This window comes from Acidihalobacter yilgarnensis (assembly GCF_001753245.1).
Classification (GTDB): domain Bacteria; phylum Pseudomonadota; class Gammaproteobacteria; order DSM-5130; family Acidihalobacteraceae; genus Acidihalobacter; species Acidihalobacter yilgarnensis.
In genome coordinates this window covers 690742-704972 of sequence record NZ_CP017415.1, presented here as the reverse complement: position 1 = coordinate 704972, position 14231 = coordinate 690742, and the positions used below count along the sequence as shown (strand labels likewise).

The following is a 14231-nucleotide window of genomic DNA, read 5'->3' as shown; positions in this document are numbered from 1 at the left end:
GCCGCACGGCGGACGGCTGCGACCGATTTCGCGCTAGAGAAACATCGCTTCGCGCGGACGCTGGGCGAAGTCGAGCGCCCCCAGCAGATCGTAGGCATGAGCGTCGCGCGCGGTCAGGCTCGGCAAGCCGAAGCGGCGCTCGATCAAGCGCAGCACGGAGGTGGTGTCAGCCACGTGCGAATCCACGTACCCACGGCGCACGTAGGGACCAACCATCAACGCTGGAATGCGCGTCCCGCAGCCGTAAGCGTCCGGGCGCGGCGGGGCAACGTGATCCCAGAAGCCACCACCCTCGTCATAGGTGATCAGCACCAGCGAACGATGCCAGGCTGGGCTCGCCGCCAACTCTTTGAGGCGATCCATTACCCAATGCATACCGATGGCCGGCGCGGAATTCTCCGGGTGCTCATCATGCGCTGCGCTGGCCTTGATGAAGCTCACCGGCGGCAGTTTGCCGTCGCGCGTATCGGCGCGAAAATCCGCCACATCTCGCATATGCCCACCGCGCACGTAGCCCGGCCAACGCGGGAAATACTGGAAGGGATTGTGGTGCGGGTTATAGATGAGATCCGACTGCACCACCGCCGAGCCGTCGTCCGGACCGAAGGCGGTTTTGAGCGCCCAGGGCTTGACCTTGTCCCAGCCCTCGGCGTACCAAGCCCAGTCCTGGCCGGCATGGCTGAGCAGATCGCCGATATTGGCGAAGCGCTGCTCGTCCGGCGGCGGTGATATCTTGAGCGCACCGTACCAGGCCTCGGTCGGGCCGAGCAGCGGCGGCAGATCGTTGATCAGGATACCGTGGCGGTCGTAGGGCTTGTCTAGAATCGGTGGATCGAGCTGGCCCTCCAGCTTGGCCGGCGCCTGAGACCACTGGCATGAACGCGCAGCGGCCAAATACAGCGCGTTACCCGTGGAACCGCCGGACATGGCCTGGAAGAAGTGGTCGAAGAGCGTGTATTCATCGGCCAACGCGTGATATTCGGGGATATCTTCGCGACGATAATGGCCCAGTACGGCGCCCGAGGGCTTGGATGCCGCCATCAACAGTTTGACCACGGCCTCGTGATGGGCGGCCGTACCCGCCTTGGGCATGCGCCGGATCTGCGCCTCGATGTCGGCGACGTGCCGTGTCTGCGCGAGTCCGACGAAGCGGTCCATCTTGCCGCTGTTGACCTGTTCGTACATGCGGAAAAAGTGGTGCGCTGGGTCCCAGGGCACGTTGTCGCCGGCAGGGATGTAAGGCGCGAGATGGAACGGCTTGTTGGGCAGGCTCGCGCTGTCGAAGGCGGGGATGTCGAGCGGCACCGGCAGCACCCCGTAGGCCACGCCGGCGGGGTCCTTCTGCAGACCGTCGAAGCGGCGATCGATTTTCCCCGCCGTGTCGAGCAGGTTGGCGACCGGATACCCGTTAGGGTTGCGGTAGGTACCGAAATAATGGTCGAAGCTGCGGTTTTCCTGGTAGATCACGATGATGTGATCGATGCGGTCGCGCAGACCGCTCAGTGGCTCCGTGCCCGCCGCCTTGGCCAGCGGCGCCAACCACGGCGCGGCCACCACACCCGCAGCGGCCGCGCCTGCCGTTTTAAGCAGACGCCGGCGCCCATTATCGATACGCTCTTGCGATTCAGCCATGCAGCACCTCAATGAATACACCGATTGGCGGGCACACGCCCATTCTGCAAGAAAGACCCGGCAAGGCCGGGTCGAGTTCGTGAACATTCGGTGTCATGCGGCGCTGGGCGCCGAAGTCTATGGGATGGCGTAGTCGCGTTCCGTCATCAGGTCAACACCGCATTGCAGCTTCGAAATCCAGTCCAGAAAGCGTCCGATCATCTCCGCACCGGCGAACGGCTGCCCGTGCTGTGGCACGATCATCTCGACATCCAGCTTGCGAATCATGTCGGCCCACAGACGACAGGCCCGATTACCGGTCATATAGCGTTGGTGGAAACCGAGCATACGCGGGACATGGGCGTCGAAGTCCGTCACTGGTGTCTCAACGCCGCCTGCACCCATCGAAGCCCCCATGTCGCCAGAAAACAGGATTCGGCTGACTGGATCGTAAAAATGGAAGTTGCCCACCGAATGCAGAAAGTGCGCTGGAATGGCCTTGAGTACATGTCGGCCCAGCGGAATGTCCATGCCCTCGTCCGGCAATGCCAGGCAGTTACCTCCAACGCGATCACCAAGATACGAAGGCACGAGATGGGGCAGGAAGCGCGACCACAGCTTCGAACAAACGACGGTTGCCCGTGTACGCGTCACCCAGCTTTGCAGCGAGGAGATGATGTCCGGATCCTGATGCGAAGCGATCAGATACGTCAGCTTGTCCAAACTCAGATGCCTGCCAAGCTCGACCGTCAATGCGGTAAAGGTCAGCTCGCCACCTGGATCGAGGATCGCGCTCTGCCCGTCGTCTATGATCACGAACTGGTTAGCCTGCACGCCGCTACCGCCTGCCACCAAGTCGCCGAATGCCAGACAACGATGGTCCCCATGCTCATACAACACTACCGACATCGACCCAACCTCCATAAGCTATTCACATTTACCCCATGCCCAACCGGGTACATTACCATTATTTTAAAGCGGTAATTGCCAACAAAATCGACACGGAGCCCCATGAACAAGACCCTCGCAGACTTCATTGCCGACGCGCGCGCGCGCGTCACCGACATCAGCGCCGACGAACTGGCGGAACGACTAGAAGCGGGGGAAGACCTCGTACTCATCGATACGCGCGAGCCGTATGAATATGCGAAGGCCCACATCCCCGACGCGCTGTTGATTCCACGCGGGTTAATCGAGAGCGCCGCGGACCCACACAATGCCCGTCGAGTGGCGGCACTGCACGAAGCGCGAGACAAGACCGTCGTGCTTTATTGCGATACCGGAGGTCGTAGCGCACTGGCTGCAGACAATCTGCAACTAATGGGCTTCTCTCATGTTCTAAACCTCTCAGGTGGTCTCAAGTTATGGGATGCGGAGGACTATGCGACGGAATCCGGTGACTATGCGCACCCCCTGCCCTGAGCGGACCAAAGGTGTAATCGAAGCATCACATCCTGGTCACGGCGTTGACAACAAGCCCACCTAGCATGGCGAAAATGTCGGACAGGAGATGGAACATGGGTGACAATTTGGCCCGCAATAGCCTGGTGCAAATGCACCTGGTAGCCGAGCTCGCAACCACCGACTCGCAGGTCAGCGAATCGCAGCAACTACGCTATCGCATCTTTGCCGAGGAGATGGGCGCGCTGGTCCACTCGACATCTCCTGGGCTCGAAACCGACGGCTTCGATCACTATTGCCACCACCTGCTGGTGCGCGACACGCGTAGTGGCGAGGTGATCGGTAGCACGCGTATTTTGACGGATACACAATCCCGGCTGTCAGGCGGTTTTTACTCGGAATCCGAGTTCGACCTGGGTCCGATACTTGGCCTGCCTGGGCGAATCATCGAGATAGGCCGTACCTGCATCCACCCGGACTACCGCAACGGTGTCGCGATTAGCGTATTGTGGTCCGCACTCGGCCGCTTCATGAGCATCCATCGCGTGGACTACATGATCGGCTGCGCCAGCATCGGACTGCGCGACGGCGGACAAGAGGCGCATGCGATCATGGCTCGCATCCGCAAACAGGGCTATCTATCGCCTGCCGAACTGCGCGTTGCACCCCGCCATCCGCTGGAGACCATGCCCGGGCGTGGTACGCTATCACCCCTGAGCATTCCGCCGTTGCTCAAGGCCTATCTCCGGCTGGGCGCTTGGATTTGCGGAGAACCCTGTGAGGACAAGGCATTCAATGTCGCCGATCTACTCATTTTGCTTGAGGTTGATCGCCTCAACCCGCGCTATGGCCGGCACTTCCTCCACTCCGGCACGCCGCGGCGCCTGCCCGCGACCTACCTGAGCCGCCCCGGTCAACACGTCGATGCGCAACCTGAGACGTATCTATAAACTGCTGAGCCTAATCGTCCATGCCGCACTCGGCGTGGGGCTTACGCTCGCCTTCACCCGCGCGCGACAGACAGCTCCTAGCCCCCTGTTCGATGCGATCGCCTGTTGGTGGCGGGCTCGCATCGGTCGCATCCTCGGGCTGCGCATCGAGACCAAGGGAAAGCCGACGCCAGGCGGCGCACTCTGGGTGGCCAACCACATTTCCTGGATCGATATTGCAGTGCTCGGCGGGCAGATGCCCGTGAGCTTCCTATCCAAATCCGAGGTTCGAGGCTGGCCCATCATTGGCTGGCTGGCCACGCGCGGCGGCACCTTGTTCATCCGCCGAGGTGCGCGAGGTGGCGCCGATGCGGCAGCCGAAGAGATTACCTGGCACCTCATTCGGGGGCGACGTGTGGTCCTGTTTGCCGAGGCGACCACCACGCGAGGTGACCGAGTACGTACATTCCATCCACGCCTGTTCGCCGCTGCCATCCGGGCGGGCGTTCCGGTACAGCCAATCGCCTTACGCTACCTCCCGCGCATCGGGGCGCCTTATGGTGAACCCCACCCGATTGCGCCCTTCGTCGATGACGACACCCTGCTGGCGCACGCGTGGCGCGTGCTCGGAGAGCCTCTTATTCACGTTGAACTGGCCTTCCTGAAGCCCTTGGCGGTGCATGACGACCTTGAACGCAAGGTACTGGCCAGAGCCACGCACGATATCGTCAACGCACAGGTCACCGGCACGACCAGCGACGCCATCCAAATGGGTCGTTTGGGTGACTGCGCATGAACGCATTAGCCGACCACCTGCCGATCTCCCCCGCCCCGGCTCACGGGGAAGGTGACGCTTCGCCCCCCCGTCTGCGAATCGCCCTGATCACGGAAACTTGGCCACCGGAAATCAATGGTGTCGCGAACACCTTGCGACACTGGGCGGGCGGGCTGCTGGAGCGCGGACATCGCATCCAGCTGACACGTCCTAGTCAGGGTGGACAAGACCGCAGCCGGCCCGAGGCTGGCGGCCTGGAGGAATGTCTCGTACCCGGACTGCCAATACCCGGCTACCGGGGGCTACGCTTCGGATTGCCGGTTGCCCGTGCGCTGCACCGTCAATGGGCCCGTTTCCGCCCGACCATCGTGTATATCGCGACGGAAGGGCCACTGGGCGCGGCCGCATTGCGCGTCGCCCGTCGGCTCGGCATCCCGGCAATTACCGGTTTTCATACACGCTTCGATTTCTATAGCCGACACTATCGACTTGGCTGGTTGGAGCCCGTCATCCGAGCCGTGTTGCGACGATTCCATAACCGCTCATCCAGTACCCTGGTGCCTACTCGCGAGCTGGCGCTAAAACTTGGCCAGCAGGGCTTCAACAACGCGAAGGTCATTTCCCGAGGGGTCAACACCCAACTCTTCGGTCCGCATCGGCGTGACTTGGAATTACGGCGCGAATGGGGCGTCGACGCCGAAACCCCCGTGGTGTTGTACGTTGGCAGACTCGCGCCGGAAAAAAACATCGCCCTAGCGGTCAGCACCTACCGCCACATGCAGACGCATGCGCCGTCGCTGCGCTTCGTACTGGTCGGCCACGGGCCGCATGAGATGGCGCTGCGACGCGATCACCCGGATTTGATCTTTGCCGGACCACGTGTCGGAGAGGATCTCGCGCGACACTACGCCAGCTCGGATATTTTCCTCTTCCCGAGCATCAGCGAAACCTTCGGCAACGTCGTGCTCGAAGCCATGGCCAGCGGACTCGCGGTCGTCGGCTTCGACTATGCCGCCGGCCGTGAACATATCGAGTCCGGCATCAATGGCCTGCTCGCACCGCTCGGCGAGGAAACCGCCTTTTACGCACAAGCAGCCCACATCGCAAGCGACTCCGCATTGTTGGAACGCATACGGCCCGCAGCACGTCATACCGCTGAAACCTTGGACTGGTCACATATCACCGACCAACTGGAAGCGCTACTCTACGAGTATGCTCTACCTGATGGATCCCCGTCTCCGGAGGAGGATTGCCATGCGACTGCTTGAACGTCTGACTGAGGTGGACCAGCATGTCTGCCGCCTGTTCAATCGCGCCAATCGCCGGCGGATGCCCGCACGCCTATTCGCTGCGGTCAGCCGCCTGGGCGACGGCGTCTTCTGGTATGCCATTATCCTGACCTTGCCCCTGATACACGGCGCCGCAGCCGCACGAGTCAGTCTGCAGATGGTCGCGGTCGGCTTGATCTCGCTATTCCTCTACCGCTGGCTCAAACACACCACCAGTCGTCCACGACCCTGCCAAGCCGAGGTCGGTATTCTGCAAAGCGTAGCGCCGCTGGACGAGTTCAGCTTCCCTTCCGGCCACACCATGCACGCCGTCGGCTTCAGCATTATCCTCATCGCCTATTACCCGATGTGGTCCATCATAGTGATCCCGTTCACGCTTCTAGTCGCGCTATCGCGTCTAGTGCTCGGGCTGCATTACCCCAGCGACGTCATCGCTGGGGCGTTGATCGGCAGTCTCACCGCAGCCGCCAGCCTGTATGCCTTTTCCGGCGGCATGATCAGCTAGGCTAGGCCTCTCAGCGGGCTTACGCCGCCAAGCCTCCGGCGACACGAACCGCAAAGGTTGATCCGCCTTGACCCACTCGTAGATCGCCGTCAATTCCGGCTCACGGGCAATCCCGCAACCTCCACCACACCCCCCGAACATGCATCGCCGGCAAGTCGTCGCACCTTGCCTCGACGCATCCAGAATTCGAGAACGCCTAAAAGCGCTCGAGGATCGCTGTCAAAGCGATGGACCAAATCCGACATTGGCGCTCTGCCGCGCTCCGCCAGATAGGCCTTGACGGCGGCCGGACCCATCATATCCGCCGCAACTGAGCCGTGAGCTCACGGCGCAAACCATAGCGGCGCAGACCCACAACAACCGATGCCAGTGTCGCCAGGACCCCAACCAGCCAGAGTAGTGCACTAGCAGGATGCTCGCCGAAGGTTGCCATCTGGTAGTAGAGCACCGCCAGACCATAAGCCCACAACAGCCCCCACAGTACGGCAAAGGCCGTCCAGCCTCGGCTGCCGGTCTCCCGCCGGATCGCCGCAATGGTATTGACGCAGGGCATGTAAAGCAGGATGAAAATCAGATAGGCGATGGCCGCCGGCACAGTGAACAGGCTACCCAGGCGCGTCAGCGTATTGACCTGGAGACCCTGGGCCTCAGCCGAGGTCTTGAGGTCGCCAGACGCACGCTGCAGGCCACCGAAACCCAGAGGGTCAAGGAAGCCATGCGCAAAAGCGGCCGCGTTGGTCGGGATGGTCGCGACAGCGGCGCCGAGCTGCTCTAACAGCCCGGACTTATTTGAAGCACCGCCCATGCTGCCACCGTCCGGCGCGCCCAACTTGCTGTAGACGCCATTGAGCGTGCCCATCACGATTTCCTTGACCACCACCCCGGAGAGCAGACCCACCGTGGCCGGCCAATTCTCCTGGGTGATGCCCATGGGGGCAAAGACCGGCGTCAGGCCCTTGCCCACCTCGGCCAGGATCGACTCACCTACCTCGTGATCCCCAAGGCCGCGCCCGGTGGGGCTGATGCTCGCCAGTGCGGTCACGACCATGGAGGCGATGATAATCACCTTGCCCACGCGCAATAAAAACACCGAAAGCCGCTCCCAGGTACTACGCAGCGTGCCCCGCAACGTCGGGAAGTGATATGACGGTAATTCCATGACGAAGGGACTCGCCTCACCACGCAAAGCCGTACGCTTGAGAATGAACGCGGTCAGGATTGCGACCACGATGCCGAGTACATACAGCCCGAAAACAAGCTGGCCGCCATATTCGCGAAAAAAGACGGCCACGAAGGCCATATACACCGTCAGGCGCGCGCTGCACGACATGAACGGTTGCATCAGCGCAGCCACCAAACGCTCACGCGGATCCTCTAGCGTGCGGGTCGCCATGACCGCCGGTACGTTGCAACCGAAACCGACAATCATCGGCACGAAGGCTTTGCCAGGCAAACCGATCCGGCGCATGAATCGATCCATCACGAAGGCTGCACGCGCCATGTAACCCGAATCTTCCAGTACGGACAAGAACAGGAAGGTCATACCGATGGGGGCGATGAAGGTTGAAACCAGCTGGATCGACCCACCCAGCGAATACGCGAGCAGACTGATCATCCAATCAGGGCTTCCCACAGACGCCAGCAAACGGGCAAAACCTTCGACGAAGATTGCGTGACTCGTCTGGTCGAAAAAATCCAGGAAGATGTTGCCACCGTTGAAGCTGATCACGAACAGTAAGTACATCACCAGCAGGAATACCGGGATACCGAGATATCGGTTGAGTACCACCCGATCGATCCGATCTGAGGTACTGCGTCGCACCTGTCCTTCGCGACGCATCGATTCCTGCAACAGCTCGTGCACGAAGTTGTAGCGCGCCTCGGCAATGAACACATCGGCGGGCTCGCCCAGGTGCCCCTCAATACGTGTCTGGTGGTGTCTTGCCAACGCCAGCGCCGCTTCCGGCGCAAGCGACTCCGCTTGTATATCGCCCTCCAGCAACTTGACTCCTAACCAGCGCGCATCCATACCGTGCGCCCTCGCCGGGGCCTCCAGCAGACCGACGAGCTCGCTCAACGCCTCCTCGATCATCGGCGCGTATATTATCTCCACCCCGCGCCGTGGGGATGACCGTACCTGAGTCACCACCACACGCTTGAGTACCTCGACGCCCTCTCCGCGCGTGGCTACCATCGGCACGACGTGACAGCCGAGCCCTTCAGCCAGGCGTTCCATATCCAACCGCACGCCCGCTTCCTGTGCGGCGTCGAGCATATTCACCGCCAGCACCAACGGCAATCGCATTTCCAGCAACTGGGTGGTCAAATAGAGGTTGCGTTCCAGATTAGAGGCATCGACGATGTTGACAATCAGATTCGCCTCGCCGGCAAGGGCATAATCCCGCGCGATGGCCTCATCCAGGGACGCGCTTGATCCAGCATCCAGCGAATAGGTCCCCGGAAGATCAACCACTACGATCGACCCACCATCCCATTCGAAGCGACCTTCCTTGCGCTCCACGGTCACGCCCGGCCAGTTGCCGACCTTTTGTCGGGAACCGGTCAAGGCATTGAACAGCGTTGTTTTGCCACAATTGGGATTGCCGATTAGGCCGATGACACCGTGGGTCATAGCAACCTCTATTGATTGAGAATCATTACCACATGTGGATAAAAAAACCGCCGAGCTGCATCAAATCAAATTTTTTCGATTCGCAGCGCGGCGGCCTCATCCTTCCGCAGGGTCAGTGCCGAACCCCGCACCCGGATTTCCACCGGGTCGCCGAGCGGAGCCAGGCGAGTGATCGTGAATTCCGCCCCCAAGGTCAGCCCCATCGCCATCAGCTTGCGGCGATAAATTGCCTCGGATTGTGCGAATCCGCGCACCCGTCCTGACTCCCCGACTTTAAGGTCCGCTAGGACCATCGCCTTACTCCCCCCATCAAACCTTCACAACCCGTATCCGATGTAACATGCCAAGGCTTAGCGCCAGTCGCGTGGAGGCTAGGCTGATCACGGCCCCGGCTGCGCCCTCGCGTTGTGCAAGTGCAAATTCGCTGCCCAGTCCCAAACCCATGGCCGCCAAACGCTTTTCCAGCGCATCGCCGCCACTCAGGGCCACGACCCGAACCTGCTCTCCTGTTGAGGCCATCGCGAGCGGAAAACCACCTTGAACGGCACCTTGATGGTTAGCGGCAAGCCCGGTTGCGGAAGCGATCATCGATAAACTCCGGATACTGCGTTGAACTTGAGGAGAGTATACCTGAATTTACATGTAATGAGAACCATTATTGTTACCAATCTCATAAACGGCGAGGTGGCAATACCGACTCACGGCGCATTACAGGCAGCAAAAACGCCAACATGAACAAAATGGTTGCCGCCACCACGATCGATGGGCCGGCCGGCGTGTCCCAGCGTAAGGACCCAAAGACTCCACCCGCTACGGCCAATATGCCCACGAGGGCAGCCAGCAAAGCCATGCGCTCTGGCGAACCCGCGAAGCGCCGCGCCGTGGCTGCCGGGATAATCAGCAGGGCCGTGATCAGCAGCATCCCCACCACCTTCATCGCCACAGCCACGACCAGCGCCAGCAGCAGGACGAAAATCAAATTGTTGCGCGCTGTCGGCACGCCTTCCACGCGTGCCAAATCCTCATGTACCGTCGCCGAAAGCAGGCCGCGCCAAATATTCGCAAGCGCTATCAGCACCATCAAACCGCCAAGTGCAATAGTCAGCAAATCACGCTGACTGATTGCGAGGATGTCGCCGAATAGATAACCCATCAGGTCGATGCGCAGGGACGGCAGGAAGGCGATAGTCACCATACCCAGCGAGAGCGCCGTGTGCGCAATAATGCCGAGCAGGGTATCGCTCGCTAGGCGCTGGCGACCATGCATAGCCACCAACAGCAAGCCGGCGAGCAGGCATACCACCAGAATACCGATGCGCAGATCGATCCCCAATAGGAAACCCAAGGCGACCCCGAGCAAGGCGGAATGCGACAAGGTATCGCCGAAATAGGCCATGCGTCGCCAGACCACGAAGCAACCCAGCGGACCGGCAACACACGCCACCCCCATGCCCCCAAGCAACGCATGCCAGACGAAATCAGGCACTGCCCTTCTCCTCTTCCGAAATCACTTCGTCCGGTGCAAGCGGCATGGCATCGTGCGTATGGTCATGGTCATGCGCATATACAGCCAGCCCGCGCGTGTCGGCACCGCCGAACAACCGTTGATAGGCCGGGTCGCGGCTGACCGCTTCCGGCCGCCCTGTACAGCAGACATGCCCGTTGAGACAAATGACACGATCCGTTGCGGCCATCACCAGATGCAGGTCATGCGATACCATCAGCACGCCACAGGCCTGCTCGTCACGTATCTGCCGGATCAGCCGATAGAAAGCGCTTTGCAAGCCGACATCCACACCCTGCGCCGGCTCATCCAAGACCAGCAGTTGTGGATCACGCAGCAGCGCACGCGCGAGCAATACACGTTGCATCTCTCCACCGGAGAGGCCCTGTATCGGACTGTGCAACAAATCGCTAACACCCAAACGCGCCGCCGTATGTGCAACCGCCGAGCGGCGGCGCGCACCCAAACGCAGGAAGCGCTCTACATTCATCGGCAGTATTGCGTCCACCGTCACGCGCTGGGGCATATAGCCGATACGAAGGCCGGGGCGACGTGTCAGCTTACCAGTGCTCGGACGCTGCAAACCCAACAATGTCCTCACCAGCGTGGTCTTACCTGCGCCGTTGGGCCCGATCAGCGTCACGATCTCCCGCTCGCTCAGGCTCAGGTCGACATTTTCCAATACTTGCCTTTCCCCGAACGTGACGGCCAGCCCCGTGGCCTCGATCAAGACTGCGGATGACAGCGTCATAACGGCCGGCACCGCTGACACCACCCGCTGATCTCGATCAACTGAGTAGCCGCTTCGAAGTCGTGGAGCGCAGCCTGTTCGCGCACAACCGCACCCACAACATCCGGCTCGACCTCCACGCTACCGCCACACTCGCGGCAAATCAGCAGCAACCCTCCATGTGCGTCACCAGGGTGATCGCAGGCCACGAAGGCGTTCGTGCTACGCACCCGATGCGCCAGACCTTGCGCACGCAGAAAATCGAGCGCTCGGTACACGGTCGGCGGCCCGTCCGCAAAACCCTCCTCGCGCAATTCCGCCAGTAACTCGTACGCACCCACAGGCGCCCCACGTGTCAGCAGACATTCGAATACACGGCGCCTCAAAGGCGTGAAACGTGCGCCACGCTCACGACATAATCTCTCTGCCTGGTCGAGACGATGACGCCAGCCGGCATCCTCTGTACTGGTACGCGGGTCCATAATCGCTTGCCTGGGTGAGTTTTTGTTATATTATAACCTTTCATAATTATGCGCCACTGACGGGACTGACCATGCATGCACGCCCTTCGCCGTTGCTACGCCACACCTCCGGCTTGTTCACTGCCCTGTGTGCGTTCCTGCTCGCCTGTTCCGCTGCCGCACAAGCCAGTACACCGCTCGTGGTCGCCAGTATCAAACCCATCGAGTCACTGGTTGCCGGCGTGATGGCCGGTACTGGCGATGAGCCGTACTTGCTCGTACCCGGCGCAGCCTCACCGCATACCTACAGCTTGCGTCCTAGCGATATGCGCGCGCTCAGCCAAGCCCGCGTGGTCTTTTGGGTCGGCCCCATGCTCGAAACATTTCTCAATCGCCCACTGAAAAACTTGCCTGCGGACGTACGCGTGGTGGCGCTGTCGCAGGCACCTGGAATCAAGCTATTGCCGGTGCGCGCCGGTTTCGGCATTGCCCCAGACGAAGACATCGCGGATCACGCACACCGCTCGTTGCCGCACGATGCCGAAATCAATCCACATATCTGGCTGGACCCTCGCAATGCAGAGGCCATGGTGCATGAAATCACCCGTGTACTCAGCACCATCGATCCGGCGCACGCAGCGCGCTACCAAACCAACGCAACAGCGCTGGAAGCGAGGCTCTCGCGTCTGGATCAGCACCTGGCGCACATACTTGCACCAGTCAAGACCGTCCCGTTCATGGTGTTTCACGATGCCTACGCCTATCTCGACACCCGCTACGGCCTGCGCGCGGTCGGTGCGTTGACCGTGGAGCCATCGCTGCCGCCAGGCGCACGGCGAGTGGAAGCAGCGCGTCAGGCAATCACGCACTACGGGGTACGCTGTATGTTTCGCGAACCCGAATTCGCCTCGCCGCTCGTTCGCACGGTTACCGCCGGTAGCGACGTACGCATTGGTGTACTCGACCCTCTCGGCGCCGATCTAAAACCCGGCCCGGACCTGTATTTCGAGCTGATGGACGCTCTCGGGACTCACCTGGATAACTGCCTGGCCCACTGAGCCACCAACTCGGGCACCGGCAAGGGACTGACGGCATCAAGCACCTCATCCCCGGTATGCTCGCGTTCCACCCGCTTATGGTCCGCCCAATGGATCAGCTGCAGGCGACCGTCGCGATTTTCGACCAGCGCGGTGCAATGCTCCACCCAGTCGCCATCGTTGCAATACAGCATGCCATCGACCTGCTCGATCCCGGCCACGTGAATGTGGCCGCACACATAGCCGTCAAAATCACCCTGCCGGGCTTCGTGCACTGCTGCCAGCATGAAACGACGGACATAACGTCTGGCGCCGCCTACGCGTTCCTTAAGCCAGGCGGACAACGACCAATAGGGACGGCCGTAGCGACCACGCAACCGCGCGGTGTGCCGATTGAGCCAGAGCAGAACGTTGTAGGCCACATCGCCAATGGCCTGTACCAAGCGCCCACAACGTACGGCTGCATCGAACTCGTCTCCATGACTCACCCGCAGCCCGAGACCGTCGCGCGTCACATGCACCGTATCCCGAAGTATCTCAATACCGTTGAAGTGGCAACCGCTCAGTGCGCGTAGCGCCTCATCGTGATTACCTGGGATGTACACCACCCGGGTACCGCTGGCGGCAAGCTCGAAGAAGGTTCTCACAACCTCGCTGTGGCTCTGTGGCCAGTGCACTTGTCGCCGCATCGCCCACAGATCGACGACGTCACCGACCAGATAAAGCGTATCGCAGCGCGTATGGCGTAAAAAATCCAGCAGGTAATCGGCACGGCAGTCGGCCGTCCCCAGATGTATGTCGGAAATGAAGATCGCTCGGTAATCGAGTGGTTCCATGCCCCATCCCCAGCCGCCCGGATGGAGGCACTATGGGTGGACAAGATGACAACCCGATCTCATCGGTTTGACGATGCGATGAAGACGCCTTCAGCACTCAGATTAACAACAGTGCCCACACGATTAGCGCATTGAGGATCGCGACCAGCACTGCCGCCGAGCCCATGTCCTTCGCTCGTGCGGACAACAGGTGGTGCTCGCCTCCGAAGCGGTCGATGGCCGCCTCGATTGCGGAATTGAGCAACTCGACGACGAGCACCAGAAAGACGCAGCCAATCATCAGTGCCCGTGCAACGGCGTCCTGGCCCAACCAGAACGCCAGCGGCACGAGCACGGCACTGAGCGCCAGCTCCTGTCGAAAGGCGGACTCGTGGCGAAAGGTGGAACACAAGCCGTGCCAGGAGTAGCCGGCCGCCTTGACGATACGCTTGAAGCCCGTGTAACCGCTCGACGCCATGAAACCCCATACCCCGTTGCGCGAAGACAACACGCTAACGGGGAAAGGTTTCAGGGCGATGAAT

The 14231-nt window shown here is 61.0% G+C and carries 17 protein-coding genes; 6 read left to right on the top strand and 11 right to left on the bottom strand.

Annotated features, from left to right (window positions below; translation table 11 throughout):
* Positions 1-33: 33 nt before the first annotated feature.
* Positions 34-1632 (bottom strand): phospholipase C, encoded by a 1599-nt coding sequence (locus tag BI364_RS03380; RefSeq protein ID WP_070077557.1) that lies wholly within the window; start codon positions 1630-1632, stop codon positions 34-36.
* Positions 1633-1749: 117 nt separating this feature from the next.
* Entirely contained in the window at positions 1750-2520 is a 771-nt protein-coding gene (locus BI364_RS03375) for an oxygen-binding di-iron domain-containing protein (RefSeq protein ID WP_070079858.1), read from the bottom strand.
* A 102-nt stretch (positions 2521-2622) separates the two neighbouring features.
* Between BI364_RS03375 and BI364_RS03370 the strand changes: the two genes are divergently transcribed.
* The 5 genes from BI364_RS03370 (at position 2623) to BI364_RS03350 (ending at position 6510) form a co-directional block, all read left to right on the top strand.
* Positions 2623-3033: a rhodanese-like domain-containing protein gene (locus tag BI364_RS03370; RefSeq protein WP_070077556.1), complete on the top strand. Its 411-nt coding sequence runs from the start codon at positions 2623-2625 to the stop codon at positions 3031-3033.
* Between the two features lie 95 nt (positions 3034-3128).
* Complete coding sequence (locus BI364_RS03365; protein ID WP_070077555.1) at positions 3129-3962, top strand: GNAT family N-acetyltransferase; 834 nt, start codon at positions 3129-3131, stop codon at positions 3960-3962.
* Positions 3937-4737 carry a lysophospholipid acyltransferase family protein gene (locus tag BI364_RS03360; RefSeq protein WP_070077554.1) on the top strand — a complete coding sequence of 267 codons (801 nt, stop codon included), beginning with the start codon at positions 3937-3939 and terminating at the stop codon, positions 4735-4737. Before BI364_RS03365 ends, BI364_RS03360 begins: the two co-directional genes overlap by 26 nt.
* On the top strand, positions 4734-5984 hold the full coding sequence (locus BI364_RS03355; RefSeq protein WP_083251129.1) for a glycosyltransferase family 4 protein: 1251 nt from the start codon (positions 4734-4736) through the stop codon (positions 5982-5984). The genes BI364_RS03360 and BI364_RS03355 overlap by 4 nt, the downstream gene beginning before the upstream one ends.
* Complete coding sequence (locus BI364_RS03350) at positions 5971-6510, top strand: phosphatase PAP2 family protein (protein ID WP_156782605.1); 540 nt, start codon at positions 5971-5973, stop codon at positions 6508-6510. Before BI364_RS03355 ends, BI364_RS03350 begins: the two co-directional genes overlap by 14 nt.
* 89 nt (positions 6511-6599) lie before the next feature.
* Here BI364_RS03350 and BI364_RS19050 read toward each other — a convergent pair whose 3' ends face one another.
* The 7 genes from BI364_RS19050 to BI364_RS03315 form a co-directional block, all read right to left on the bottom strand.
* Complete coding sequence (locus tag BI364_RS19050) at positions 6600-6806, bottom strand: FeoC-like transcriptional regulator (RefSeq protein WP_070077553.1); 207 nt, start codon at positions 6804-6806, stop codon at positions 6600-6602.
* Positions 6806-9142, bottom strand: a complete 2337-nt coding sequence (feoB, locus tag BI364_RS03340) for a Fe(2+) transporter permease subunit FeoB (protein WP_070077552.1) — start codon at positions 9140-9142, stop codon at positions 6806-6808. Before feoB ends, BI364_RS19050 begins: the two co-directional genes overlap by 1 nt.
* A 65-nt stretch (positions 9143-9207) precedes the next feature.
* Positions 9208-9435 (bottom strand): FeoA family protein, encoded by a 228-nt coding sequence (locus BI364_RS03335; RefSeq protein ID WP_070077551.1) that lies wholly within the window; start codon positions 9433-9435, stop codon positions 9208-9210.
* 16 nt (positions 9436-9451) lie between these two features.
* The gene (locus BI364_RS03330; RefSeq protein ID WP_070077550.1) at positions 9452-9730 is read right to left on the bottom strand and encodes a FeoA family protein; all 279 of its coding nucleotides are present in this window, start codon (positions 9728-9730) and stop codon (positions 9452-9454) included.
* Between the two features lie 82 nt (positions 9731-9812).
* On the bottom strand, positions 9813-10592 hold the full coding sequence (locus BI364_RS03325; RefSeq protein WP_233279606.1) for a metal ABC transporter permease: 780 nt from the start codon (positions 10590-10592) through the stop codon (positions 9813-9815).
* A gap of 28 nt (positions 10593-10620) precedes the next feature.
* The gene (locus BI364_RS03320; protein WP_070077548.1) at positions 10621-11397 is read right to left on the bottom strand and encodes an ATP-binding cassette domain-containing protein; all 777 of its coding nucleotides are present in this window, start codon (positions 11395-11397) and stop codon (positions 10621-10623) included.
* Positions 11394-11858 (bottom strand): Fur family transcriptional regulator, encoded by a 465-nt coding sequence (locus BI364_RS03315; protein WP_070077547.1) that lies wholly within the window; start codon positions 11856-11858, stop codon positions 11394-11396. The genes BI364_RS03320 and BI364_RS03315 overlap by 4 nt, the downstream gene beginning before the upstream one ends.
* Positions 11859-11929: 71 nt before the next feature.
* Here BI364_RS03315 and BI364_RS03310 point away from each other — a divergent pair, with 71 nt between their 5' ends.
* A complete protein-coding gene (locus BI364_RS03310; RefSeq protein ID WP_070077546.1) occupies positions 11930-12895 on the top strand; it encodes a zinc ABC transporter substrate-binding protein in 966 nt (321 codons plus the stop codon).
* Here BI364_RS03310 and BI364_RS03305 read toward each other — a convergent pair.
* Together BI364_RS03305 and BI364_RS03300 are read right to left on the bottom strand one after the other, a co-directional pair.
* Positions 12868-13710, bottom strand: coding sequence for a UDP-2,3-diacylglucosamine diphosphatase (locus BI364_RS03305; RefSeq protein WP_070077545.1), 843 nt, complete (start codon positions 13708-13710; stop codon positions 12868-12870). The genes BI364_RS03310 and BI364_RS03305 overlap by 28 nt on opposite strands.
* Positions 13711-13807: 97 nt before the next feature.
* Entirely contained in the window at positions 13808-14167 is a 360-nt protein-coding gene (locus tag BI364_RS03300; protein ID WP_070079855.1) for a diacylglycerol kinase, read from the bottom strand.
* Positions 14168-14231: the final 64 nt, after the last annotated feature.